We start from the raw sequence: 22,938 nt of genomic DNA, 5'->3' as shown, positions 1-22,938 counted from the left end.
GTATGGTGAATTAACGAAAATTTACCGGCACGACTGCCCCGATGAGGGACAATGGACCCGCTCAATCGAGCGCATCGACCACCAGATGCGGGTGCGAATAAGCGAGCATCTGCCCCGCCTCCGCCACCCATCGGATCGGCGTGTCGGGGAGTTTCACCCGCCAGTAATCGAGCGCATCCTCTGGGCTGCGCAACATCGACGATCCGCCCTGGACGATGCGCCAGTCGGTCATGCCCGGCATCGCCGTGACGTCGTACCCCGATACCCAGGCGACCTGTTCGGCCACGTACCCCGCAATGCGTCCCTGCTGAAACCCGCGCACGGCGCGGATATAATCGGCGGCGAAGCGGGGATCGTTGCGCGCCAGCGCCTCGTCGGGCGGGCTGTCGCGAAACGCCCGTAGCGCCCCCGAATAGAAGCTGGCCGGAGTCTGCCGTTTCGCGATCACCGCCAGCAATGCGCCGATCGCCCAGGGGCGGCGGGCATAGGCGCGCTTGACCGCGCCGAGCGGTCCGGTCGCACCCGACGTAAAGGCGTAGGCCGGCGTGGGATTGACCAGTACCGCGCGTCGAATCAACCGCGAATGGAGCTGGTGGAGCCGCATCGTCGCCATGCCCGGCCCGCGCGCGACGACATCGATCGTCGCGAACCCCAGTTCGTCGCACAACGCCTTCAAGTCGTGCGCGGCCTGGACGAAGGGATCGCTGCGCTTGGGGCCGGCGTCGGTGTCGCCATAGCCGGGCCGGTCGATCGTGATCGGGCGATAGCCGCGGGCACGCAATTCGCCGACCAGCCGCGTCGGCGGCGCGCGGCTGGTGATCGCGCTGTGCAGGACGACCACCGGCTTACCGTCCGCCGGTCCGTAATCCGAATAGCCGATCGTCCGGCCGCTCACGTGCAGGATGCCCGCCGGCATCGTGTGCTCGGTATGGCGTTCCATCGCCGCGATCGTTTCCACGCCCGGCACGCCGAGTCCGGCGCTCGCGACGACGCGTGCGATCTGGCCGGCGCTCTGCGTCCCGAGGACGAGGTTGATCTCCTTCAGCTCGGCATCAACCACCGAGGGCGAGATCGCCAGCCGTTCGGCGATTTCCTCGCGCGACCGGAGCGTGCCGACGTCGTGCGCGATCGCGAATTGGCGGTCGGTCAGGCTGAACAGATCGTGGCGCACCGGCTCGTGCGCCCCCGCCTTGAATTCGAGCACCATGGCGATCAGCATCGGCACCGTGGACACGCCGAACTTGTCCTTCAGCGCCACGACACCGTTGCGCGCGGACGTATAGGAAATGCCGAGCCCGTCGGCCGCCTCGCGAACCCCGCCATACTCGATCAGCGCCGCCAGCAACGCCGTCTGGCGCGGGGTCAGGCCATAGGCGGTCCCCACATCGTCGAACGAACTACTCGGAAACGCGGACCCCACGGTACCCAGCTTACGGGGCTTGCCGGTCAAGGCAATCGCAAAACCCGCCCCGTTTCATCGCCTCGCGGATTATTCTTACCGCGCGTTGAACCATCTTTCGCGCGCCCTGCACTGAGATGCGGGGGTGGCGCGTGTGCGTCCCCTCGCGCGTGCCACTCCCGCGATCCGTCAAGCCGGCGGATCGCCTATCGCAACAGGAGCTGGCACATGCGTAAGACGATCCCCGCGATTCTCGGACTTCTCCCCCTCGCCCTGATCACCACCCCCGCCCATGCGGCGACCGTCGTCGATGCGACCGGCGATTTCCTGCCCACCTATGTCGGGCCGCTGCTTGCCGACCTCGACGTGACCAGCTTCTCGGTGAACTACAATTCCACCACGAGCATCTTCACGCTCGGTGCGACCTTCGCCGGCGCGATCGATCCGGCGACGGTCGGGTTCTACGTGTTCGGGGTGAACACCGGTACCGGCACCGCGCGTCCGTTCGCCGCGCTGGGCCAGGAAAACGTGATCTTCAACCAGGCGATCACGATCCGCAAGGACGGCACCGGATCGATCGGCGCGATCGCGCTCAACCCCGCCGACATCTCGATCGCGGGCAACATCCTGACGTTCAAGATCGCCGCGTCGCTGATGCCGTCGACCGGTTACGCGCCCGAAAATTACGGGTTCAACCTGTGGCCGCGGATCGGCACGGGCAACAACAACCAGATCACCGACTTCTCGCCCGAAAACGCGACGCTGGCGGTCATCACGCCGGTGCCGGAACCGGCGACCTGGTCGCTGATGATCCTGGGCTTCGGCGCGGTCGGCGGCGTGATGCGTCATCGCCGCCGCAGCCCGCGCGTGCGGTTCGCCTATTGAGCGACGACATCGAAGCCGCCGGTCGAAAGCGCCGGCGGCCTCGGCCGTTTACCGATCGGTAACGGGTGATGCCTCAGCATGGTGTCATGCTCCATCTCGCCTGCACGCTGGAGAAATCGCCGCGCGTCGAGCAGCGCAAGTTCGCACGCGTCGAACTCGGCGCGCCGGTCAGCGTGCGGTCGCGCGAGGGCGGGCGCGAAACGGGCATGATCGAGAATCTGTCGGCCGGCGGCTGCGCGATCAACGCGCCCGGCACGTTCCTGGTCGGCGCACGGATGTTCGTGACGATCGCCAATTTCCAGTCGTTCGCCGGCAAGGTCGTTTGGCGCAACGAGGACGGCCGGTTCGGGATCGAGTTCGACACGCCGCTGCACCCGGCGATCGTCGACCATATCGCGCGGTCGAATCCCTGAACGCAAAAAAGGGCCCGGCGTCGCCGCCGAGCCCCTTTTCTTATCAATAGCGGATCAGCCGCTTAGCGGAACGACCCGCTCAGCATCACGCCGAACACGCGCGGATCGTTGTAGATGCCGGCGCGGTAGTTCGACGTGTCAATCGCGCCGATCAGGTTCTTGCGGTTGGTGAGATTACGCACGAACGCCGCGATCTCATACTTGCCGAACGCATAGCCGACCTTGCCGCCCAGCTCGTAATTGCCGTCCGAACTATATTCGACGCTGCGGTACAGGACCAGGTTGGTCTTGCCCTGCATGTTGAAGTCGCCGGCGACGAACAGCTTGTTGTCCCCGCCCAGCGGCAGGTCGTACCGCGCGCTGACGTTGATGTTGTAGTCGGGCGCGTTCGGGAACGGATTGCCGTTGATATTGGCGTAATAGTTGTTGCCGATCCGCACCGTCGGGTTGAGCACGGTCTGCGACATCACGCCGTTCGCCGCACCGACCTGCGCGAACACGGTCGGGGCGTTGATTTCCGTGTGGAGCAGGCTGAGGCCCGCGGTCACGCGGAAATTGTTGACCGGGCGCGCCTCGATCTCGAACTCGGCGCCGTAGCCCTTGCCCTTGCTGCCGTTGAACAGCACGCCGTTGCCGTTGCTGTCGTTGCCGTTCAGCTGGATGTTGTCGATGTTATAGTAAAAACCTGCAGCGCTGAAATTGACGCGACCATCGGCGAACGAGCCCTTGATTCCGCCTTCATAGCTGGTGTTCTTTTCCGAATTCGCGGTCGAGTAGGCCGAGTTGAACACCGCCGAACGGCCCTGCACGGTCGGCCCGCGGAAGCCGCGTGCGTAGCGTGCGTACACGCTGACCTCGGGCGCGATCTTGTAGAGCAAGCTCACGTCCCAGCTTGGCTGCGTGTCCGACAGGCGACAGAATTGCGCGGTACCGCACGCGTAGGAAGAGGTCGGCACGCCCGCCGGCACGGTCAGGTTCGCGAAGTTCGGGTGGAGCAGCAGATTGGTGCTCTTCGTGTCCTTCGTGATGCGACCGCCGGCCGTGAAGGTCAGCTTGTCGGTCAGGTCGTAGCTGACCTGGCCGAACGCCGCCCAGCTGGTGTTGACGTTGCGCAGCAGCACGAAGTTGTTCGGGTTCGGCGCGGTGCCGAGCGAATTGTTCACGAGGAAGAACGAGCGCTGGTCGAACTCGGTCTTGTCGCGCGCATCGAAATAGATGCCGCCGATCTGCCACTTGAACGGGCCGGTGTCCGGGCTGGCGAGGCGGACTTCCTGCGTCCACTGGTCGAGCCCGCGCAAGCGACCCTGCGACTGGCCGCACCCGACCGCGCAGATGTTCGGCGTGACACCGCCGAAGTTCGCCGCCGCACCGCCGTCGGTGTCGCCGCGGCTGAAGCCCGCCGCATGCTCCCACGCGGTGATCGAGGTCAACGTGACGCCGCCGAAATCGTAATCGGCCTTCAGCGAGACGCCCTGGTTCTTGTACGCCTGCGTGTTGTTCTGCGCTTCGTCGTACGAGACGAGCTTGCGGTCGAACGTCGACGGCACGGCGTTGGTGCCGACCTTGATCGAGCCGCGATAGAAGATGGAAGCGGTGCCGTTGTAATCGCGCAGGTGGCCGGCGAGGCGCAGGCTGAAGCGATCGCTCGGCTTGAACAGCAGCTGGAGCTTGACGTCCTTTTCGTCGAAGCCGCCCATCACGTTCTTGCCGGGGACGGTGCCGTCGTCGGACGGGCCGGTATAGGTGTTGCTGATCCAGTCGTCGCGATGCTGGTACAGGCCCGACAGGCGGAAGCTGATCGTACCGTCCTTGGTCAGCGGGCCGCCGACGCCGACATCGGCGTTGACGCTGTTGAAGCTGCCATAGCTCAGCGAGCCCTGGCCTTCGAAGTTCGCGGTCGGCGCGGCGGTGTCGAACTTGATGATGCCGGCGGTGGTGTTGCGGCCGAACAGCGAGCCCTGCGGACCCTTGAGCACTTCGACCTGACCGATGTCGAACGCGGGGTTCGACTTGAGGACGACGTGTTCCTTCACGACATCGTCCTGGATGATCGACACCGGCTGCGACGCGCCGAGGTAGAAGTCGATGTTGCCCAGACCGCGGATGTAGAAGCGCGGGAAGATGCGGCCGGTCGTCGATTCGACGTACAGGCTCGGCACGCGACCGGCCAGCGACAGCAAAGTATCGCCACCGGCAGCCTGCAGATCGCGCAGCGTTTCGGAACGGACGACCGACACGGCGACCGGCACGTTCAACGTGTTTTCGCTGCGGCGGTTCGCGGTGACGATGATGTCGCCGTCGGGCGCGCCGTCATCGGTCGTGACGGGCGCGGCGGCCGGCGTGTCGGCGGTCTGCGCGCTGGCGATCGGCATCGTAGCGGCGGTTGCCGCTCCGGCGAGGAGCAGCGCGGCGAACTTCTGAAACTTCATGTCGATGATCCCTTGCGAATGGACGCCGCCCTTATGGTGCAGCGCAACATACGCGGGCGCCTCTGCGCGCGAATTGTGACCGGATTACGACAAGCTTCCTCGCTCCGCCGTCTTCGCGGTTGATCATCGGGTCCGATTTCGCGAACGTTCCGCATGGCCAACACCGTGACTCGTTATGCCCGCCGGATGGGGGCGGTCTATCGCACCTACGGCGCCGGCGGGTTGGCGGCGCGCATCATCGACAAGGTCCGGTCGGCGTTCGGCGTGTCGAGCAAGGCGCATCGATCGTTCATCGATGCCAAGGCGAAGAGCGACGCCGCGTTCGATGAGGCGGCCGAGGCAGACACCGGCGGCGTCCAGCATCTGCCCGGATTGACGATCGCCAGCGCCAACCGAGTCCACGGCAGCAGTCACATCGCGATCAATCCGGCCGAGTTCACCACCTCGCTCGCCGTCGCCGAACAGGATTTCGTCGCCGTCGATCAAACCACGTTCGTGGATCTCGGCTCGGGCAAGGGGCGCGCGTTGCTGATGGCGGCCGACCGTGGCTATCGCCACCTGATCGGCGTCGAATTCGCCGCGGAGCTGGACGCCATTGCACGGCGTAACATCGCACAGCGCACCGACCGGGAGCGGTTCACGCTGATCCATGGCGACGCGACCGAATTCGACCTGCCCGACGGACCCGTGCTGCTGTTTCTCTATCACCCGTTCGACCGGCCGATCATGGCCGAGGTCGCGCGACGCGTCGGCGCGTCGTGGCGGGCGGATTCGCGACAGCTGCGGGTCGTCTACCAGCATCCGATATTTGCCGACGTTTGGCTTCAGGCCGGATGGCGCTCGATCGCGACCCCGCCCGATTGCACCATCTTCGATCCGGGTTCGCTGCCAAAAGGCTGACCTGCAGATAGTTACTGAATCGAGCGGATAATCAACAACCCGGTGATAACCGTGTGAAACGGTCATATTGGTTGATTTGGATCAACTATCAATTTCAATCATTGATTGTCCCAATAGTACACATTGCGAATCCACCTTCTACGAATAATTTGCTACGGTAATCTCAGGGAAAAAAATACGATTCGTACTAGCGGGGTTACTTGATTTTAGCTTAGCGTTCAGGACTTCACCTTGAGAAGTAAAGATTTTTCTCCGGGAAATGACGGTCGCCGCGGCATCGCGGGGGCCGAATCCCGCCGCGGGCTGCGCGCGACAGCGAACGTCGTCGTCAGACGCATGCGGCAAGTGGCAGCGTTGCTGCGTCGGCCGGGGCCGGCCCTGCGACTGAAGCGGATCGCGGGCCGCGCGCGCAAAAGCGGCCATGCCAGTGCCGATGCGTCGATCCCGCTCAAATATGTCGGCGACTATCTGTCACTCAGCCTGTCGCCCGGCGAGCGGTATCGCGCACTCGCCTTTCACTATGGCTTCCTGGAAAGCACGATCACGGGCGTCCGGATTGAGCCCGGCCTGGTGCTGTGGCAATCGATCGACGACGAAGGCAAAACGCACGACGTCGTGCTGCAACCGGCCTGGGCGGCGCCGATGGAGGGGGAAACCGAACTCTGCTTCCGGCTCGACGGCGTTCGCCTGTTCACCCTGACCTTTTGCATCGTGCAGGGTGGCCTGGTGGGATCGGCCGAGCCGGCGGTGATATTCGTCGGCGGCGTCCAGGGCATCTTCTTCGGCAAGGATCGGATCCGCTACGCCGCGCGCAAGAACCAGGAGATCGCGCCGCTCGCCATGCTGTTGCTGGCGATCGACGCCGTCGCCGAAATGCTCGGCATCGCGACGATCGTCGGCACGTCCGACACTGCGCAGGCGGCGAGCCAGACATCGGTCGACGGGCGCTCGACGACGATCGACTATGCGGCGCTGTGGCGCGACATGGGCGGGATCGACGACGGTCGCGGCCATTATTGCGTGGCCGTCGGGCAGACGTCGGGGGCGGAAAAGGAAGTCGCGGGCAAGAACAAGGCGCGCACCAGGCGCCGGCGGTTGCAGCGGCGCGCCGTTCGCGACGCGATGATCGGGATGCTGGCGGTGGCGCTGGGCCGCGATGCTCCTGCCGCCGCGCCCGCCCGCAAACCGATCGCCGATCGCGACGGTGACGGCGCGCGCCGCCGCGTTACTGCCAGCGGATCTGCGACCCCTGTTGCAGCGACCCCATCAGGCCCTGCAGTTCGGATATCAGCACGCTAAGGCTCTCCGCCTTGAACACCAGGGGCAGTTCGGTCCCGCCCTTCAACGTCATCAGGATCACCGGTTCGCCGTCCGCCGTCTTCCCGGTCTGTAGGCCGGTCGGCCGGATCATCTGCTGATCCTTGCCTTGCGCATTGAACTTCTCGGCCTCGGACGCCAGCGCCGCGACCAGCGCCCCCGCACAGTCGGTGCTGACCTCCAGCGTGTGCGTCTGCTCGTCCTCGCCCAGCATCTCGAGCTGGACGGTGTCGCCCTTCGTCGCCCATTGCACGACCCGGACGTACTTCACCGCAACACTCCTTCGGTCGACGACGACGCGGTGCCGCCCTCCTTGGGGACCAGCAACCTGGCCGGCCGCCGTTCGCGCGCGGTCTTGAACAGCGAATAGGTCTGGCCGACGATCTCGGTCACGCCGGTGATCGACGCCATGTAGCTTTCCAGCTCGGGCGTCTTGGTCGCCTCGACCAGCCGCACCGGCGCCGCGGGATCGGCCCCTTCGAACCGCACGTAGAATAACGGCTCGCCGCGCCGCAGGATCAGGTCCTTCGACGTGTCGTGCCACTCGAACGCCCATTGCAGCGCGCGCGGCCAGATATCGATCGGGAAGCGCCCGCTGATCTGGATGCCCGGCCGCCGATCGCCGGTATAGTGGAAGATCGGCGGGTATTGGTTGATGTAGAGCGGGTCGTCGGAAACGAACACGAACGCGGTCAGCATCTGCAGCACGGGCCGCTGCGGATTGCGCCATTCGTGGCGCGGCTGGAATACGATCCAGCGCTGCAGCGCGTCGGCGCGGATCGGGCTTTTGTCCGCCAGCACGTTGGTGACGTCCATGCCCGTCGCGGTCAGGTTCACGCGCAGATGCACATCGATCGGGCAGTTGATCACGAAATGCTTGCGGTCGAAATCGAGCACCGAGGGGCATTGCCCGACCGAGCGCGGATCGTTGCTCTGCGATTCCATCCGCACCGGCCGCGGCGTGTCCCAGATCACGCTGGCATTCTCGCTGTTGAGCAGCCAGCCGACGGTATTGGTGCGGGATTCGCCCGGTTCCGGCGCGGCAGCGGCGGGAGCCGGCTCGACCGCGGCCTCGTCGTCGCGCGACCCCTTCGAAAACAGATTCTTCAGCATAAGCGCGTTCGCGGCCCTCGGTCCTGACAGGCGTCGCGCGTAGCACGGAGATCCCCCGCCCGCTAGCGTGCCGGCTTCCCCGTCCCCCGCACCGCCCGCATCCCGCGGTCGAGCGCGCGACGGCCCGCGGCGGGGTCGGGCGCGGCCTCCGCGCGCAGCTTCTTCTCGAGCCGATCGAGCTTGTGCGCGATGCTCGCGAACACCTCCTCGGACGTGCGCGGCATCCGGAACGGCCGCCCCGGCCGCTTGCCGATCTTGTGCACGCGCGCCTGGTGCTGGGCGAGCAAGGTGATCGCCTGATCGACCGACATCGGCTCGATCGGAATATCCTGGTCGTACGCGACCGGCGCGAAGGCACGCCCGGCATTCTCGATCAGCGCGAGTTCGAGCGCCTGATATCCCTCCGCCAGCGCCGCGTCCCAGCGCTGCTCGAAATCGGGCCACCGGTTATAATGGTTATAGGCCGCCGCCTGGCTCATCCCGACCGCGCGGCATGCCGCCGCCACATTGCAGCACGCCGCGAGCGCCGCCAGGAAGCGCGCTTCCGTGCGCGGCGTCCATTGGTTCAGGCGCGCCCGCGCGATCTGCGTTCGCCGCCCGTTAGTGCCGCGTACGGCCAACTCCTCGCCATTGATCGCTCGCCATGTCGCAACAGGCTCGACTCCGTTCGCCTGCGCGCGCAGCCTTTCCCGCGCCGCCGTGATCGCTGCCTCCATCCGTGCCCGGAAGTCCGGATCGGTTGCCCGGTGGAGCGACATCCACGACCGCGACACTCGCGCGGCCTCGGCGGCAATCGTCTGGTTGCCGGTCTCTTCGAGCGCGCGAAAGAACGCCGCGATGCGGGCGGGGGACGTCTTGCGGGTCATGGGTGGCCTCCCGGGGATGCGAGACAGGGAAGCGGGGTACGTATGTCGAAGTGGGGGCTGTAGGAAAGCGCGGCGCCAAGATTTAGCGACGCTAAATCGCGATCAAGCGCCGCGCCGGCCGGCGGCGCGCCAGCGCCCTGCAACCACTCGGAAGCAGCAAAACGATCTTGTCGAATCGATATTTCGAGAATAGTCGAAATATCGTGATGCAATTGCCGACAGCCGTAGAGGCACTATCCGCCCTAGCGCATTCAAGCCGCCTCGCCGCATTCCGGCTCCTCGTGCGAGCTGGCGCCGACGGCGTAGCCGCAGGCGACATCGCCCGCGAAATCGGCGCACTTCCCAACACGCTTTCCACACATCTGACGATTCTCGGCAGCGCCGGATTGATCACGTCTCAACGGAAGGGCCGCTCGGTGATCTATTCGGCCGATTATGACGGAATGCGCGATCTTCTCGGCTTTCTCGTCGCCGACTGCTGCGGCGGACAACCGGCGATATGCGGTTCACTCGGCGACCTCGCAAGCAAGGCCGATTGCCGTCCATGACGATGACCCGACGCGTCACAGCCGAATTTGTCGGCACCGCCATGCTGCTGGCTATCGTGGTCGGATCGGGAATCATGGGCGAACGACTTGCGGCCGGCAACGAGGCGATCGCTCTGCTCGGCAACACGATAGCCACCGGGGCCGGTCTGATCGTTCTCATCCACATTTTCGGCCCGATCTCCGGTGCGCACTTTAACCCGGCTGTCACGCTCGCCGTCCTGCTGAAACGCAAGACAACGGTCTATGACACGATCGGGTACATCGGCGCCCAGATGATTGGGGCGATCGTGGGCGTCTGGGCGGCGCATGCGATGTTTGCCGAACCAATCCTGCAACTCTCGATCAAGGCACGTGACGGACTGCCACAGGGATTTGCCGAATGTGTCGCGACGTTTGGCCTGATCGGAACGATCTTCAGCACGCAGCGCAGCCGACCCGAAATCACGCCCACCGCGGTCGGGCTCTATATTACCGCGGCCTATTGGTTCACGGCATCGACATCCTTCGCGAACCCCGCCGTGACGATCGCACGAAGCATTTCGAACAGCTTCGCCGGGATAGCGCCGCATTCCGTTCCCCTGTTCGTCGCGGGGCAGTTGGTCGGTATGGTAGCCGCAGTCGGCGCGTTCACTTGGCTGTTGAAAGAGGAAGCCGTCAGTGACTGAAGCGTTCCCGATCACGATCTATCACAATCCGGACTGCGGCACGTCGCGCAATACGCTCGGCATGATTGAAGCAGCCGGGTATGCGCCGACGATCGTTGAATATCGCACCGTTGGCTGGACGCGAGCAACGCTCGACGAATTGCTGACCGCGATGAGAATGACGCCCCGCGATGTTCTGCGGGCCAAGGGCTCGCCAGCAGCCGAACTCGGCCTGCTCGATCCATCGGCGTCCGACGACGCGATTATCGAAGCCATGATTGCTCACCCGATCCTGGTCAACAGGCCCATCGTGGTGACGCCGAAGGGCGCGAAGCTTTGCCGTCCGTCTGAAGGGGTATTCGATCTTCTGGATCGCAAACCCACCGAATTCACGAAAGAAGACGGCGAAGTGGTTCGGCTCTAGACCCACCAAAAAAGGCCCCGGCGTACCGGCGAGGCCCTTCTCTCCCCCTCCCGGAAAGAACCGCCGCCGATTCATACCGGTCGGCGAGAACTGTTCGACCAACCCACCCGACGCGGAATGAATCCGCGTCGTCGGTCCTCGCTTGCGCGAGGCCGGCCGGGCGGGCGGCGAGTCCGCCGTTAGCGCGTTGGTTCGCTTCGCGACCAGGCACTAACGGCGGCCGCCTTCGCCTCAGTCGTCGTTGCCACCCGTCAGGAACGCCGGCGCAAACTCGGGCGCGGGGCCGTCGTCGTTGCCGCCTTCCGAGCGCTCGCGACGCGGACCTCGGTCGCCGCCGTCACGGCGCGGGCCGCGATCGCCACCATCGCGACGCGGGCCACGGCCCCCGTCACGACCGCCACCGCCATCACGACGCGGACCACGGTCGCCACGCGGGCCACGGTCGCCGCCTTCACGCGGTTCGCGCGGCGGGCGGGTGTCTTCCAGCTCGGCGCCGGTTTCCTGGTCGACGACGCGCATCGACAGGCGGACCTTGCCGCGCTGGTCGATCTCGAGGACCTTGACCTTGACTTCCTGGCCTTCGCTCAGGACGTCGGACACCTTTTCCACGCGCTCGTTCTTGATTTCGGAGACGTGGACCAGGCCGTCCTTGCCGCCCATGAAGTTCACGAACGCGCCGAAATCGACCAGGTTGACGACCTTGCCGTCATAGACCTTGCCGACTTCCGGCTCCTCGACGATGCCCTTGATCCACTTGATCGCGGCTTCGATCTGCGCGGTGTCGGACGACGACACCTTGATCACGCCCTCGTCGTCGATGTCGACCTTGGCGCCGGTCGTCGCGACGATCTCGCGGATGACCTTGCCGCCGGTGCCGATGACGTCGCGGATCTTCGACTTGTCGATCGAGAAGGTTTCGATCCGCGGCGCGTGCGCCGACAGTTCTTCGCGCGTGTGGTCGAGCGTCTTGTTCATCTCGGCCAGGATGTGCGCGCGGCCTTCCTTCGCCTGGTTCAGCGCGGCTTCGAAGATCTCCTTGGTGATGCCGGCGATCTTGATGTCCATCTGCATCGTGGTGATGCCTTCGGACGTGCCCGCGACCTTGAAGTCCATGTCGCCCAGGTGATCTTCGTCACCCAGGATGTCGGACAGGATCGCGTAATCCTTGCCTTCGAGGATCAGACCCATCGCGATGCCGCTGACCGGGCGCTTGAGCGGCACGCCCGCGTCCATCATCGACAGCGACCCGCCGCACACCGTCGCCATCGACGACGAGCCGTTCGACTCGGTGATGTCCGACAGGATGCGGATCGTGTAGGGGAAGTCCTCCTTCGACGGCAGCACCGGGTGCAGCGCGCGCCAGGCGAGCTTGCCGTGGCCGACTTCGCGACGCCCGGGGGCGCCGAAGCGGCCGACTTCACCGACCGAATAGGGCGGGAAGTTATAGTGCAGCATGAAGTTGGAGTAGGACAGGCCGTTGAGGCCGTCGATCATCTGCTCGGCGTCCTTGGTGCCGAGCGTGGTGGTGCAGATCGACTGCGTCTCGCCACGCGTGAACAAGGCCGAGCCGTGCGCGCGGGGCAGGAAGTGCGTTTCCGCGACGATCGGGCGGATCTGGGTCGTGGTGCGACCGTCGATGCGCTTGCCGTCCTTCAGGATGGCGCCGCGGACGATGTCGGCTTCCAGCTTCTTCGTGAGCTTGATGCCGGCCATGACTTCCTGCGGGCTGAGGCCGTCGGCGGTGAACTGGGCCTTCGCCTTCGCGCGCGCTTCGTTGAGCGCGTTCGAGCGGGCCGACTTGTCGGTCAGCTTGTAGGCGGCGGCGATGTCCTTGCCGATCAGGTCCTTCAGCTTGGCCTTGATCGCGGCAGTGTCGTCGCCCTTGGCCATGTCCCACGGATCCTTGGCGGCCTTTTCGGCGAGCTTCACGATCGCCTTGACGATTTCCTTGCACGCGTCGTGCGCGAACAGGACGGCGCCCAGCATGACCTCTTCCGACAGCTCGTTGGCTTCGGACTCGACCATCATCACCGCGTCGTAGGTCGCGGCGACGACGAGATCGAGATCGCCCGCGGCAACCTGCTCATCCGTAGGATTCAGGATGTACTCACCGTCGACATACCCGACGCGCGCCGCCCCGATCGGGCCCATGAACGGCACGCCGGAGATCGTCAGTGCGGCGGAGGCGGCGACCATCGCGAGGATGTCCGGCTCGTTCTCGCCGTCATACGACAGCACCTGCGCGATCGCGTTGATCTCGTTGTAGAACCCTTCCGGAAACAGCGGACGGATCGGGCGGTCGATAAGGCGGGAAACCAAAGTTTCCTTCTCGGTCGCGCCGCGCTCGCGCTTGAAGAAGCCGCCGGGGATGCGGCCGGCCGCGGAATATTTTTCCTGATAGTGGACGGTGAGCGGGAAGAAGTCCTGCCCTTCCTTGACCGACTTGGCGGCGGTGACCGCGCACAGAACGACGGTCTCGCCGAGCGTCGCCATGATCGCGCCGTCGGCCTGGCGGGCAACCTTGCCCGTTTCGAGCGTGAGGGTCTTGCCGCCCCACTCGATGCTTACCTTCTTGGTATCGAACATTTTATTTCCTTCGTCCGGCGGCCCTATGCCTGCCGGTGCCTGTGATAGGGTCTGCCTTCAGACCCGGGTGGCGGAGAGTTCCGCCGCCGGCCCGCACCGAATTGTACGGGGCCGAATAAGCGAAACGGCGCCCGCGGGCGCCGTTCCTGGATTACTTGCGGAGACCGAGCTTCGCGATGAGAGCGAGATAACGATCGCCCTCGGTCTTGCGGAGATAGTCGAGCAGCGAGCGACGCTTGTTGACCATCATGAGCAGCCCGCGGCGCGAATGGTTGTCCTTCGCGTGGGTCTTGAAATGCTCGGTCAGGGTCTTGATGCGGTCGGTTAGGATCGCGACCTGGACTTCGGGCGAACCCGTGTCGCCTTCGGCGCGGGCATGTTCCTTGATCAGCGCTTCCTTGCGCTCCGGCGTAATCGACATTCTGTTTCCTTCGACATCGCGGACTATAGGTTGAAGCCGCGGACGACACGGGCTTCCCCGCTGGTGACCACCACCAATGCGACGGGCGTGTCGCCCAGGGTCGCGAAGTGCAGGCCATCGTCTTCGGCAATCCCGGCCAGAACGCGCCCCTGACGGAGCGCCCCTGCCTGGTCGGGATCGAGCGCGAGAGCCGGGATGTCGTCCAGCCCCGCCCTCAGCGGCAGGAGATGTTGTTCAAGGGTGCGGCCCTTAGCGGCTTCGTCCAGTTTGTCCAGCGATATCGCGTGGGACAGGTCGAACGGGCCGGCCTTGATGCGCCTGAGATAGGTGACGTGGCCGACGGTGCCAAGCGCGCGGGCGATGTCGCGGGCGAGGGAGCGGATGTAGGTGCCCTTGGAGACGTGGGCGGTGAGGGTGACACTATCCATAACCTCGTCATCCCCGCGAAAGCGGGGACCCATCTCGTCGCCGTGCCGCGCATTGGACAGGACGGGAGATAGGCCCCCGCTTTCGCGGGGGTGACGGACTAAAGAATAGACTGTTACTGAGCGGCACTTCAGTTCAACATCTTCCCCCGCTCTCGCCAGATCATACGCCCGCTCGCCATCGACCTTCAGCGCCGAATAGGCTGGCGGCACCTGGTCGATCGCGCCGGTGAATTGCGGTAGGACGGCATCGATCGCCATCATGCTTGGCCGCACGTCGCTCTCCGCGACCGCCTTTCCCTCCAGATCGAGCGTATCCGTCTCGACCCCGAACGCGACTGTGAAGTCGTAGACCTTGTCGCTGTCGAGCATCCGCCCGGCGAGCTTGGTCGCCTCGCCGATCGCGATGGGCAGCACGCCTGTCGCCAGCGGATCGAGCGTGCCGCCGTGCCCGACTTTTAGCTTCCTATACCCACCTTGACGCAACGCACGCTTGACCGCGCTCACGCCTTGCGTCGAGCCGAGCTCGAGCGGTTTGTCGAGGATGATCCAGCCATGCACCGCGCGGCCCTAGCGGCTCGGCGCGCGGCGGTCAGCCCTTCTTGACCTTCTTCGGCTTGGGCGGCGGGCCGTTGCTCGCAGTCAGGCTGTCGATGTGACAGCTTTGGCCGTCGACCAGCAACGTACCGGTGCGGTCGAGCTCGCTGCCGCCGAACCGCGTATCGACCGCGATCCGGTTCGCGAACGGCAAGCCGGTGCACACGCCCGAAATGCGCGCATAATACCAGCGTCGTTGCTGGTCCTGCAGGTAGACACCCTGATCGTCGCGCGCCTCGAAATCGTAAATACCGATCGTCCCGAAACGGGATGCTCGTTTCCTTGCCGAGCTTGTCCGCCGGCCAGGTCGGCTGCTTGGCGAGCGCGGGTGTCGACACCAGGATTGCCGCACCCAGAATGGCATGTCTGATCATCGTCTTTCTCCGCGACGACCCTTAGCGCGCGGCGGCTGAACGCTCGGTGAAGTGCTTGCGGCACAAGGCCACATAGCGGTCGTTACCGCCGATCTCGGTTTGCGCTCCGTGCGCGACCGCCTTGCCCTCGGCATCGACACGCAGGTTCATCGTCGCCTTGCGACCGCATTCGCAGACCGACTTGAGCTCGACCAGCGAGTCGGCCAGCGCCAGCAATCGCGCCGACCCTTCGAACAATTGTCCCTGAAAATCGGTGCGCAAGCCGTACGCGAGCACCGGAATGCTCACCACGTCCGCGAGATGCGCGAGCTGATCGACCTGCGCGGCGGTCAGGAACTGCGCCTCGTCGACCAGCACGCACGCCACTTTCTCGTGCGCATGCTTGTCCGCGACGATCGCGGCAATGTCGGTCTTCGCATCGAACGGCGTGGCCGACTGGTCGAGCCCGATCCGCGAGGTGATCGTCCCCGTCGCGAAGCGATCGTCGATCGCGGCGGTGAACAGCATCGTCGCCATGCCCCGCTCGCGATAGTTGAAATCGGCCTGCAGCAGGGTGGTCGATTTCCCCGCATTCATCGAGGCGTAGTAGAAATAGAGCTTGGCCATGACGCGAGCCTAGCCACGGATCGCCCCGCGCGTCTATGCGGCTGGTACGAGGGAGTATGCGATGCGCGGTGGAATCTGGGTGCTCACGATCATGGCCGCCGTCTGGGGCGTGGCCGCCATCATGGTCGGGCATGCGCCGACATGGCTCGTCGTCATCCCGATCGCGATCTCGCTGGCGTTGCTGTTCTGGGCGAGCCGCCAGCCGGTCGGCACCGGCAATCCGGTCGAGGGCGGCCATGTCGGGCGCGTCGTCGGCATCGCCACCGGGATCGAGGGTGTCGCGATTTTCGTTGCGGCGAACGTGCTGATCAACCTCCACCTACCGACATTGGTCATGCCCGCGATCGCGATCATCGTCGGGCTGCATTTCATTCCGCTCGCGCGGTGGATTCCGGTGGCGCTCTATTACCGCACCGGGGGTGCGCTGATCGCGGTCGGGGCCGCGACGTCGTTCTTCCCGCCGGAGCAACGCGCCAGCGCGACCGGTGCGGGTGCGGCGGTAGTGCTGTGGGCGAGCTGTATCCTGCTGGTCCGCCAGGGCCGCGGCTAGTCGTCCGACGCGATATCCTGCGCGACGTGCGGGTCGCGGAGCAGCGTGTCGATGTGGCTGCCCTCGTCGAAACTTTCGTCGGCGATGAACTTCAGACGCGCGGCGTATTTCATCTTCACCGCGTGCGCGACTTCGCGCTGGAGATAGGCGGTGTTGGTGCGCAGCGCCTTGAGCACCGCCTCCTCGTCCTTGCCGAGCAGCGGCTTCACGAACACCGTCGCGTGGCGCAGGTCGGGCGACATCCGCACTTCGGTGATCGACACCATGTGGCTCGCCAGCGTGTCGTCGTGCACGTCGCCGCGCTGCAGGATGTCGGACAGGATATGCCGTACCTGCTCGCCCACGCGCAGCGTGCGGACCGAGCGTTCCTCGGTTGAACCGCTAGGCCGCACCATCGTCGCTCTCGGTCGGTGCGGGCGTGAAGAACGTCAGCTGGTTGTGCGCGGGGTCGTGGATCGTGATATCGCGCGAACCCCAGGGCATGAGCTGCGGCTCGCCCGGACGCGCATTGCCATGCTGCTTCGCGCGCAGTTCCGCCATATAGGCCGAGACGTCATCGACCGGGATGCGCATCGCGGACCCGGGCGCCCCGTCGCCATAATGCTCCGACAGATGCAGCACGCAATCGCCCTTGCGCACGCCCATGTAGAGCGGCGCCGACGCCTCGAACCGATGTTCGAACACCAGCTCGAAACCAAGGAAGTTCAGATAGAAATCCTTGGTCCGCGCCTCGTCGAAACTGCGCAGGATCGGGACGGGAGCGCCGAGCATCCTCCGCCCTTACAGCGTCCGCTCGCGCAGCTCGACCTCGAACGTTTCGAGGAAGTCGCCGGCCTTGATATCGACGAAGTTCTGGCTGAACGTCACGCCGCATTCCAAGCCGGCGCGAACCTCCGCCACATCGTCCTTGAAACGACGCAGCGATGCGATCTCGCCGGTATAGATGATGACGTCGTCGCGCGTGATGCGCGCCTTGAGCGCCTTGCGAATGACGCCTTCGGTGACCAGCAGACCCGCCGCCTTGCCGTGCTTGCCCGCCGAGAACACCTCGCGGATTTCGGCGCGGCCGACGACCGTTTCGAACGCTTCCGGCCCGAGCTCGCCCGCCATGCCGGCGCGGATTTCGTCGGTCAGTTCGTAGATCACGTCGTAATATTTGAGCGCGACCTTCTGGCGTTCGGCGATCTCGCGCGCCTTGGCGTTGGCGCGGACGTTGAAGCCGATGATCGGCGCGCCCGATGCACCCGCGAGCGTCACGTCGCTCTCGGTGATGCCGCCGACGCCCGAATGGAGCACGCGCGCCTTGATCAGATCGGTCGAGATCTTGTTGATCGCGCCGACGATCGCCTCGACCGTCCCTTGCGTGTCGGCCTTGACCACCAGCGGATATTCGATCGCCTGCTTCTCCTTCAGCGCGGAGAACATCGAATCGAGGCTGGCGGGTGCGTTGGTCGTGCGCTTGGCCTGGATGACGCCGGCGCGATACGCCGCGACTTCGCGGGCACGCGCTTCGTTCTCGACCACCTGCAACGGATCGCCCGCCGCGGGAACGCCGGTAATGCCCAGGATTTCGACCGGCATCGACGGGCCGGCTTCCTTGAGCTGCATACCCTTGTCGTTGACCAGCGCACGGACCTTGCCGCTTTCGGCGCCGATCACGAACACGTCGCCGACCTTCAGCGTACCGCGCGTGACGAGCACCGTCGCGACCGGGCCGCGGCCCTTGTCGAGCTTGGCCTCGATCACGGTGCCTTCGGCGTCGCGATCGGGGTTGGCGCGCAGTTCGAGCAGTTCGGCCTGGAGCTGGATCTTCTCGATCAGCTGGTCGAGCCCGGTCTTCTTGGTCGCCGACACTTCGACGTCCTGCGTCTCGCCACCCATCTCTTCGACCACGACTTCATGCTCGAGCAGACGCTCGCGGATCCGCTGCGGGTTCGCCTCGGGTTTGTCGACCTTGTTGATCGCCACGATCATCGGCACGCCGGCCGCCTTGGTGTGGTTGATCGCCTCGATCGTCTGCGGCATCAGCCCGTCATCGGCCGCGACCACCAGCACGACGATGTCGGTGACGTTGGCACCGCGCGCGCGCATTTCGCTGAACGCTTCGTGGCCCGGCGTGTCGAGGAAGGTGACCTTCGACTTGTCCTTCAACGTGACCTGATACGCGCCGATATGCTGGGTGATACCACCGGCTTCGCCCTTGACGACGTCGGTACCGCGCAATGCGTCGAGCAGCGAGGTCTTGCCGTGATCGACGTGACCCATGATCGTCACGACCGGCGGACGCGGCTTCAGGCTCTCCGGCGCATCCTCGACCGTGTCGGTCGCGAGATCGACGTCCGAATCCGACACGCGCGTGATGTTGTGGCCGAATTCGGTCACCAGCAGTTCGGCAGTGTCCTGATCGATCGTCTGCGTGAGCGTGACGGGCATGCCCATCTTGAACAGCGCCTTGACCAGGTCGGCACCCTTTTCCGCCATGCGGATCGCGAGTTCCTGGACCGTGATCGATTCGGGCACCGCGACGTCGCGGACTTGCTTGGCCTGCGCCTCGCGCGGGCCGCCCATCCGGCGATGTTCCTTTTCGCGCGCACGCTTCAGCGCAGCGAGCGAGCGAGCGCGGGCGCCGTCTTCGCCGCCGAGCGCACGGTTGACCGTCAGCTTGCCGCCGCGGCGCTCGTCGCCGGTACGACCGCGCTGGCCGGGACGCTGCGGCTGGGCAGTGTCGGCCGCGCGACGCGGGGTCGCCTGGCCGGTACCGGTCGGCAGCGCGCGCGCGGCCGGGGTCGCAGCGGACGCGGACGCGGCCGCGGCCGCGGCGGGTGCCGGTGCGGGCTTGGGCTGCGGCTTGGGGATTTCGGGACGCGCGACCGGGGTGAAGCGGCGCGGCGCGGGCATCGACGGATCGAGTTCGAGCGCGACGATCGGTGCCGGCTCGGGAGCGGGTGCCGGCGCAGCGGCAGGCGCCGGCGCCGGTTCGGGCGCAGCCACCGCGGCAGGCTCGGCCGCCTTGTCCGCGGGCGCCTTGGCCTTTTCCTCGGCGCGACGCTTCTCGTCCTCGGCGGCCTGGTGGCGCTCGGCGTCCTCGCGACGACGCGCTTCTTCCGCGCTGGCGAGGCGCTGGTCCTCGGCCTCGCGCATCAGGCGAGCCTGACGCTCCTGCGCGGTTTCCGCCGGGGCGGACGGCGCGCGCGCGGTTGGCGCCGCAGGAGCCGGCGCGGGCGCCGGTGCGGGGGCTGCCTCGACGACCGGGGCTTCGGCGGGTGCACCGCCCGGACCCAGGATGCGGCGACGCTTGACCTCGACCACGACGGTGTTCGAGCGTCCGTGGCTGAAGCTCTGCTTCACCTTGCCGGTCTCGACCGTGCGCTTCAGCCCCAGCGGCTGGCGCATTCCGAGTTTCGGCTTGTCGTTTTCGTCGCTCACTCAAAATCCTCGTCGTTGCCGGCCATCCCGACGCTCGCGCGGAGCGCCGATGCGCCCTGCGAGGCCGTTTCGCAAGGCTCGGGTGTCAAATCAGGGCCGATAAAATGCTGCCAGCGGTCCAGCGCGTGCTTCACGCGGTCCGCGGCGGCGGGGTCGGTCACGGCGACATGTACCACATTTTCGCGGCCAAGTGCCAAGGACAATATGGGGCGCGGGACCGGGAGTGCCAAGCCCTGTTCGCCCGATCCTTCCAGATCGCGCCCGACCCGCCACGCCTGGGCGAGCTTGCCGGCGCCGTCCGGGCGTGCATCGGATGCGTGAAGCAGCAGGTGGACCTGGCCCGATCGCGCGGCATTGTCGATCTTCGCGGTACCGGTGGTGATGTGACCGGCCTTCGCTTCGAGACCGAGCCGGTCGAGAAACGCGCGCTGCAACTGGTCGGCGATCCGCTCGCTCAGATCGACGGGGACCGTCAGTTCGCCGGTCTTGAACGCCCGGCTCAGCGCGCCCTTTAGCTTGCCCTTAGCGATCGCGATGTCGAGCTCGGCACGCGGCACGCCGATCCACGCGCCGCGGCCGGGGGCCTTGGCACGGATATCGGGCAGCACCTGACCGTCCGGCGCGAGCGCCAGACGGATCAGCCCCTCGCGCGGCCCATGCTCGCGCGACAGGATGCAGGTACGCTCGGGTCCTAGCGCAGTATCATTGTGAGGATTCCGCATCAGCGTCCTCCTCTGCCGACGCGGGTTCGTCGTCGAACCAGTGCGCGCGCGCGGCCATGATGATCTCGTTACCCTGCTCTTCGGTCAGGCCGTATTCGGCCAGCACGCCGCCCTTGTGCTCGGGGCGCTTGGGGGCGTCCTCGGCGCGGCGACGGGGTTCCTGGCGCTTCTTCTCGATCAGTTCGTCGGTCGCCAGATCGGCGAGATCGTCGAGCTCCTTGATCCCGGCCTTGCCCAGCGTGACCAGCATCGCTTCGGTCATGTACGGCATCCCGGCGAGGTCGTCCGACACGCCGAGCGCGATGCGCTCCTCGCGGTTGGCGGCTTCGCGGCGATCGAGCGCTTCCTGCGCGCGGCTCTGCAACTCGGCGGCGAGGTCTTCGTCGAAGCCTTCGATTGTGGAGATTTCGTCGGCCTCGACATAGGCGACTTCCTCGAGGCTGCCGAAGCCTTCGGCGACCAGCAGCTGCGCGAGCGTCTCGTCGACGTCGAGCTCGTTCTGGAACATCTCGGTGCGCTCGAGGAACTCCTTCTGGCGCTTCTCGCTGGCGTCCTGCTCGGTCAGGATGTCGATTGCCTTGGCGGTCAGCTGCGAGGCAAGGCGCACGTTCTGGCCGCGACGGCCGATCGCGAGGCTCAGCTGATCGTCGGGCACGACCACCTCGATCCGGTCCTCTTCCTCGTCGATCACGACGCGGCTGACGGATGCCGGCTGCAGCGCGTTGACGACGAAGGTCGCGGTGTCTTCCGACCAGGGGATGATGTCGATCTTCTCGCCCTGCATTTCCTGGACGACCGCCTGGACGCGGCTGCCCTTCATGCCGACGCAGGCGCCGACCGGGTCGATGCTGCTGTCGTGCGAAATCACGCCGATCTTGGCGCGGCTGCCCGGGTCGCGGGCGGCGGCCTTGATCTCGATGATGCCGTCGTAGATTTCGGGCACTTCCTGCGCGAACAGCTTCTTCATGAAGTCGGGGTGTGCGCGGCTGAGGAAAATCTGCGGCCCGCGATTCTCGCGACGGACGTTGAGGATCAGCGAGCGAATGCGATCGTTGACGCGCACGACTTCGCGCGGGATCTGCGCGTCGCGGCGGATGACACCCTCGGCACGGCCCAGATCGACCACGACATGGCCGAACTCGACGCGCTTGACCACGCCGGTGATGATCTCACCCATGCGGTCCTTGAATTCCTCGAACTGGCGCTCGCGCTCGGCGTCGCGGACCTTCTGGAAGATCACCTGCTTGGCGGCTTGCGCAGCGATGCGGCCGAACTCGATCGGGGGCAGCGGATCGACGATGAAGTCGCCGATCGCGGCGTCGGCCTGCAGCTTCTGCGCGCCCTTCAGATCGACCTGCTTGAAATAGTCATCGACCAGTTCGACCACCTCGACGACGCGCCACAAACGGAGGTCGCCGGTATTCGGGTCGAGCTTCGCGCGGATGTCGTTCTCCGCACCATAACGGGCCTTGGCGGCGCGCTGGATCGCGTCCTCCATCGCCTCGATAACGATGCCCTTGTCGATCATCTTTTCGGTCGCGACCGAATTGGCGATCGCGATCAGTTCGGCGCGGTTGGCCGTAACGCCAGTGCTACCCGAGGTGGCCATCAATCCTGTCCTTCTTCTTCGTATTCGTCAGCGCCCTCGTCGGAGAGCGGTGCAGTTGCGGCTAAAAGTCTGTCGGTGATGAGCAGCTTGGCGTCGGCGACCTGGTCGAACCCGATCGTCATGCGCTCGTGTTTCTTGACGTCGATCGCGATGCGGTCGCCGTCGAGCCCGGCGAGGTCGCCGGTCAATTGCTTGCGGCCGTCGATCTCGTCGGTCAGCTTGATCCGCGCCTCATGCCCCGCCCAATCCGCGAAATCCTTGAGTCGCGTCAGCGGCCGGTCGATCCCGGGCGACGACACTTCGAGGCGATAAGCGTCCTCGATCGGATCGATCTCGTCGAACTTGTCCGAAATCCGCCGCGACAGATCGGCGCAATCGTCGATCGTCAGCTGGCGCGTGTCGGGGCGTTCGGCCATCACCTGCAGCGTCAGATCGTCGCCGCCGCCGAACATCCGCACGCGCACGAGATCGAAGCCGAGCGCTTGCGCCTCGGGCTCGATCAACTGCGTCAGTCGGGCGATGTCCGCCATATGGTTCCGTAAGCAAGCAGGTTCGGCGCCGGAAGCGGGAGCCTCCGACCTCTTCACCTGGCGATGTAGAGATTGTGGCGATGATATAGTTCGGTCGGCGCGCGCTGGCAAGCGGGCAACCTTGCATCGTGCGGCGGCGTTGTGAGTCGTGATC

At 65.7% G+C, this 22,938-nt stretch carries 24 protein-coding genes; 8 read left to right on the top strand and 16 right to left on the bottom strand.

Translation table 11 applies throughout. The features are described 5' to 3' along the window. Window positions 1-61: 61 nt before the first annotated feature. Window positions 62-1,450: an alpha/beta fold hydrolase gene (locus FPZ24_RS00930; protein ID WP_146569296.1), complete on the bottom strand. Its 1,389-nt coding sequence runs from the start codon at window positions 1,448-1,450 to the stop codon at window positions 62-64. 177 nt (window positions 1,451-1,627) lie between these two features. Here FPZ24_RS00930 and FPZ24_RS17435 point away from each other — a divergent pair, with 177 nt between their 5' ends. Continuing rightward, a complete protein-coding gene (locus tag FPZ24_RS17435; RefSeq protein WP_240047555.1) occupies window positions 1,628-2,284 on the top strand; it encodes a PEPxxWA-CTERM sorting domain-containing protein in 657 nt (218 codons plus the stop codon). A 68-nt stretch (window positions 2,285-2,352) separates the two neighbouring features. Then, the gene (locus tag FPZ24_RS00920; RefSeq protein WP_146569295.1) at window positions 2,353-2,697 is read left to right on the top strand and encodes a PilZ domain-containing protein; all 345 of its coding nucleotides are present in this window, start codon (window positions 2,353-2,355) and stop codon (window positions 2,695-2,697) included. Window positions 2,698-2,759: 62 nt separating this feature from the next. Here the strand turns inward: FPZ24_RS00920 and FPZ24_RS00915 are convergent, their stop codons facing one another. Further along, entirely contained in the window at window positions 2,760-5,126 is a 2,367-nt protein-coding gene (locus FPZ24_RS00915; RefSeq protein ID WP_146569294.1) for a TonB-dependent receptor, read from the bottom strand. 153 nt (window positions 5,127-5,279) lie between these two features. Between FPZ24_RS00915 and FPZ24_RS00910 the strand changes: the two genes are divergently transcribed. Beyond that, window positions 5,280-6,026: a class I SAM-dependent methyltransferase gene (locus FPZ24_RS00910; protein ID WP_146569293.1), complete on the top strand. Its 747-nt coding sequence runs from the start codon at window positions 5,280-5,282 to the stop codon at window positions 6,024-6,026. A gap of 336 nt (window positions 6,027-6,362) precedes the next feature. Next, entirely contained in the window at window positions 6,363-7,325 is a 963-nt protein-coding gene (locus FPZ24_RS00905; protein WP_146569292.1) for a DUF535 family protein, read from the top strand. Here FPZ24_RS00905 and FPZ24_RS00900 read toward each other — a convergent pair. The 3 genes from FPZ24_RS00900 to FPZ24_RS00890 all read right to left on the bottom strand — a co-directional run bounded on the left by FPZ24_RS00900 (window position 7,252) and on the right by FPZ24_RS00890 (window position 9,322). Beyond that, window positions 7,252-7,614, bottom strand: coding sequence for a hypothetical protein (locus FPZ24_RS00900; protein WP_146569291.1), 363 nt, complete (start codon window positions 7,612-7,614; stop codon window positions 7,252-7,254). The genes FPZ24_RS00905 and FPZ24_RS00900 overlap by 74 nt on opposite strands. Next, window positions 7,611-8,456 (bottom strand): hypothetical protein, encoded by an 846-nt coding sequence (locus tag FPZ24_RS00895; protein ID WP_146569290.1) that lies wholly within the window; start codon window positions 8,454-8,456, stop codon window positions 7,611-7,613. The genes FPZ24_RS00900 and FPZ24_RS00895 overlap by 4 nt, the downstream gene beginning before the upstream one ends. A gap of 62 nt (window positions 8,457-8,518) precedes the next feature. Then, window positions 8,519-9,322, bottom strand: a complete 804-nt coding sequence (locus tag FPZ24_RS00890) for a hypothetical protein (RefSeq protein WP_146569289.1) — start codon at window positions 9,320-9,322, stop codon at window positions 8,519-8,521. Window positions 9,323-9,489: 167 nt separating this feature from the next. Here FPZ24_RS00890 and FPZ24_RS00885 point away from each other — a divergent pair, with 167 nt between their 5' ends. The 3 genes from FPZ24_RS00885 (at window position 9,490) to FPZ24_RS00875 (ending at window position 10,938) form a co-directional block, all read left to right on the top strand. Continuing rightward, window positions 9,490-9,870 carry an ArsR/SmtB family transcription factor gene (locus tag FPZ24_RS00885; protein ID WP_338061665.1) on the top strand — a complete coding sequence of 127 codons (381 nt, stop codon included), beginning with the start codon at window positions 9,490-9,492 and terminating at the stop codon, window positions 9,868-9,870. After that, window positions 9,867-10,535: an MIP/aquaporin family protein gene (locus tag FPZ24_RS00880; protein ID WP_146569288.1), complete on the top strand. Its 669-nt coding sequence runs from the start codon at window positions 9,867-9,869 to the stop codon at window positions 10,533-10,535. The genes FPZ24_RS00885 and FPZ24_RS00880 overlap by 4 nt, the downstream gene beginning before the upstream one ends. A 61-nt stretch (window positions 10,536-10,596) precedes the next feature. Continuing rightward, on the top strand, window positions 10,597-10,938 hold the full coding sequence (locus tag FPZ24_RS00875) for an arsenate reductase family protein (RefSeq protein WP_240047724.1): 342 nt from the start codon (window positions 10,597-10,599) through the stop codon (window positions 10,936-10,938). 231 nt (window positions 10,939-11,169) lie between these two features. Here the strand turns inward: FPZ24_RS00875 and pnp are convergent, their stop codons facing one another. The 5 genes from pnp to FPZ24_RS00850 form a co-directional block, all read right to left on the bottom strand. After that, entirely contained in the window at window positions 11,170-13,524 is a 2,355-nt protein-coding gene (gene pnp / locus FPZ24_RS00870; protein WP_146569286.1) for a polyribonucleotide nucleotidyltransferase, read from the bottom strand. Between the two features lie 151 nt (window positions 13,525-13,675). Then, window positions 13,676-13,945, bottom strand: coding sequence for a 30S ribosomal protein S15 (gene rpsO / locus FPZ24_RS00865; RefSeq protein ID WP_146569285.1), 270 nt, complete (start codon window positions 13,943-13,945; stop codon window positions 13,676-13,678). Between the two features lie 23 nt (window positions 13,946-13,968). Further along, window positions 13,969-14,931, bottom strand: coding sequence for a tRNA pseudouridine(55) synthase TruB (truB, locus tag FPZ24_RS00860; RefSeq protein WP_146569284.1), 963 nt, complete (start codon window positions 14,929-14,931; stop codon window positions 13,969-13,971). Window positions 14,932-14,962: 31 nt separating this feature from the next. Continuing rightward, window positions 14,963-15,331, bottom strand: a complete 369-nt coding sequence (locus tag FPZ24_RS00855; protein WP_146569283.1) for a DUF6491 family protein — start codon at window positions 15,329-15,331, stop codon at window positions 14,963-14,965. Between the two features lie 31 nt (window positions 15,332-15,362). Then, window positions 15,363-15,947, bottom strand: a complete 585-nt coding sequence (locus tag FPZ24_RS00850) for a thymidine kinase (RefSeq protein ID WP_146569282.1) — start codon at window positions 15,945-15,947, stop codon at window positions 15,363-15,365. A 61-nt stretch (window positions 15,948-16,008) separates the two neighbouring features. On the opposite strand from FPZ24_RS00850, the gene FPZ24_RS00845 reads away from it, so the two are divergent. Beyond that, window positions 16,009-16,497 carry a hypothetical protein gene (locus FPZ24_RS00845; RefSeq protein WP_146569281.1) on the top strand — a complete coding sequence of 163 codons (489 nt, stop codon included), beginning with the start codon at window positions 16,009-16,011 and terminating at the stop codon, window positions 16,495-16,497. On the opposite strand, the gene rbfA is transcribed toward FPZ24_RS00845, so the two are convergent. Genes rbfA through rimP form a run of 6 tightly spaced genes read right to left on the bottom strand, consistent with a single transcriptional unit; the run spans window position 16,494 to window position 22,784 of the window. Then, window positions 16,494-16,889, bottom strand: a complete 396-nt coding sequence (gene rbfA, locus FPZ24_RS00840; RefSeq protein WP_420853377.1) for a 30S ribosome-binding factor RbfA — start codon at window positions 16,887-16,889, stop codon at window positions 16,494-16,496. The two genes, FPZ24_RS00845 and rbfA, sit on opposite strands and share 4 nt — an antisense overlap. After that, on the bottom strand, window positions 16,879-17,268 hold the full coding sequence (locus FPZ24_RS00835) for a glyoxalase superfamily protein (RefSeq protein WP_146569279.1): 390 nt from the start codon (window positions 17,266-17,268) through the stop codon (window positions 16,879-16,881). Before FPZ24_RS00835 ends, rbfA begins: the two co-directional genes overlap by 11 nt. 9 nt (window positions 17,269-17,277) lie before the next feature. Continuing rightward, complete coding sequence (gene infB, locus FPZ24_RS00830) at window positions 17,278-19,923, bottom strand: translation initiation factor IF-2 (RefSeq protein ID WP_146569278.1); 2,646 nt, start codon at window positions 19,921-19,923, stop codon at window positions 17,278-17,280. Continuing rightward, window positions 19,920-20,645, bottom strand: a complete 726-nt coding sequence (locus FPZ24_RS00825; protein ID WP_146569277.1) for a DUF448 domain-containing protein — start codon at window positions 20,643-20,645, stop codon at window positions 19,920-19,922. Before FPZ24_RS00825 ends, infB begins: the two co-directional genes overlap by 4 nt. Then, entirely contained in the window at window positions 20,626-22,254 is a 1,629-nt protein-coding gene (gene nusA / locus FPZ24_RS00820; RefSeq protein ID WP_146569276.1) for a transcription termination factor NusA, read from the bottom strand. The genes FPZ24_RS00825 and nusA overlap by 20 nt, the downstream gene beginning before the upstream one ends. Beyond that, window positions 22,254-22,784 carry a ribosome maturation protein RimP gene (gene rimP, locus FPZ24_RS00815; protein ID WP_146569275.1) on the bottom strand — a complete coding sequence of 177 codons (531 nt, stop codon included), beginning with the start codon at window positions 22,782-22,784 and terminating at the stop codon, window positions 22,254-22,256. The genes nusA and rimP overlap by 1 nt, the downstream gene beginning before the upstream one ends. Window positions 22,785-22,938 lie beyond the last annotated feature (154 nt).

Source organism: Sphingomonas panacisoli (assembly GCF_007859635.1).
In the GTDB taxonomy this organism is placed as follows: Bacteria; Pseudomonadota; Alphaproteobacteria; order Sphingomonadales; family Sphingomonadaceae; genus Sphingomonas; species Sphingomonas panacisoli.
The sequence above is the reverse complement of the archived record's forward strand: the minus strand, read 5'-3'. Positions and strand labels throughout refer to the sequence as shown.

What these genes read in the sequence shown, in the direction of transcription:
- FPZ24_RS00915 (WP_146569294.1), bottom strand. Translation starts at nt 5,126, where the DNA reads ATGAAGTTTCAGAAGTTCGCCGCGCTGCTCCTCGCCGGAGCGGCAACC.
- FPZ24_RS00910 (WP_146569293.1), top strand. Translation starts at nt 5,280, where the DNA reads ATGGCCAACACCGTGACTCGTTATGCCCGCCGGATGGGGGCGGTCTAT.
- FPZ24_RS00920 (WP_146569295.1), top strand. Translation starts at nt 2,353, where the DNA reads ATGCCTCAGCATGGTGTCATGCTCCATCTCGCCTGCACGCTGGAGAAA.
- FPZ24_RS00895 (WP_146569290.1), bottom strand. Translation starts at nt 8,456, where the DNA reads ATGCTGAAGAATCTGTTTTCGAAGGGGTCGCGCGACGACGAGGCCGCG.
- FPZ24_RS00855 (WP_146569283.1), bottom strand. Translation starts at nt 15,331, where the DNA reads ATGCCATTCTGGGTGCGGCAATCCTGGTGTCGACACCCGCGCTCGCCA.
- pnp (WP_146569286.1), bottom strand. Translation starts at nt 13,524, where the DNA reads ATGTTCGATACCAAGAAGGTAAGCATCGAGTGGGGCGGCAAGACCCTC.
- rimP (WP_146569275.1), bottom strand. Translation starts at nt 22,784, where the DNA reads ATGGCGGACATCGCCCGACTGACGCAGTTGATCGAGCCCGAGGCGCAA.
- FPZ24_RS00835 (WP_146569279.1), bottom strand. Translation starts at nt 17,268, where the DNA reads ATGCTCGGCGCTCCCGTCCCGATCCTGCGCAGTTTCGACGAGGCGCGG.
- FPZ24_RS00850 (WP_146569282.1), bottom strand. Translation starts at nt 15,947, where the DNA reads ATGGCCAAGCTCTATTTCTACTACGCCTCGATGAATGCGGGGAAATCG.
- FPZ24_RS00890 (WP_146569289.1), bottom strand. Translation starts at nt 9,322, where the DNA reads ATGACCCGCAAGACGTCCCCCGCCCGCATCGCGGCGTTCTTTCGCGCG.
- FPZ24_RS00880 (WP_146569288.1), top strand. Translation starts at nt 9,867, where the DNA reads ATGACGATGACCCGACGCGTCACAGCCGAATTTGTCGGCACCGCCATG.
- FPZ24_RS00875 (WP_240047724.1), top strand. Translation starts at nt 10,597, where the DNA reads ATGATTGAAGCAGCCGGGTATGCGCCGACGATCGTTGAATATCGCACC.
- FPZ24_RS00845 (WP_146569281.1), top strand. Translation starts at nt 16,009, where the DNA reads ATGCGCGGTGGAATCTGGGTGCTCACGATCATGGCCGCCGTCTGGGGC.
- rpsO (WP_146569285.1), bottom strand. Translation starts at nt 13,945, where the DNA reads ATGTCGATTACGCCGGAGCGCAAGGAAGCGCTGATCAAGGAACATGCC.
- nusA (WP_146569276.1), bottom strand. Translation starts at nt 22,254, where the DNA reads ATGGCCACCTCGGGTAGCACTGGCGTTACGGCCAACCGCGCCGAACTG.
- FPZ24_RS17435 (WP_240047555.1), top strand. Translation starts at nt 1,628, where the DNA reads ATGCGTAAGACGATCCCCGCGATTCTCGGACTTCTCCCCCTCGCCCTG.
- FPZ24_RS00905 (WP_146569292.1), top strand. Translation starts at nt 6,363, where the DNA reads ATGCGGCAAGTGGCAGCGTTGCTGCGTCGGCCGGGGCCGGCCCTGCGA.
- FPZ24_RS00825 (WP_146569277.1), bottom strand. Translation starts at nt 20,645, where the DNA reads ATGCGGAATCCTCACAATGATACTGCGCTAGGACCCGAGCGTACCTGC.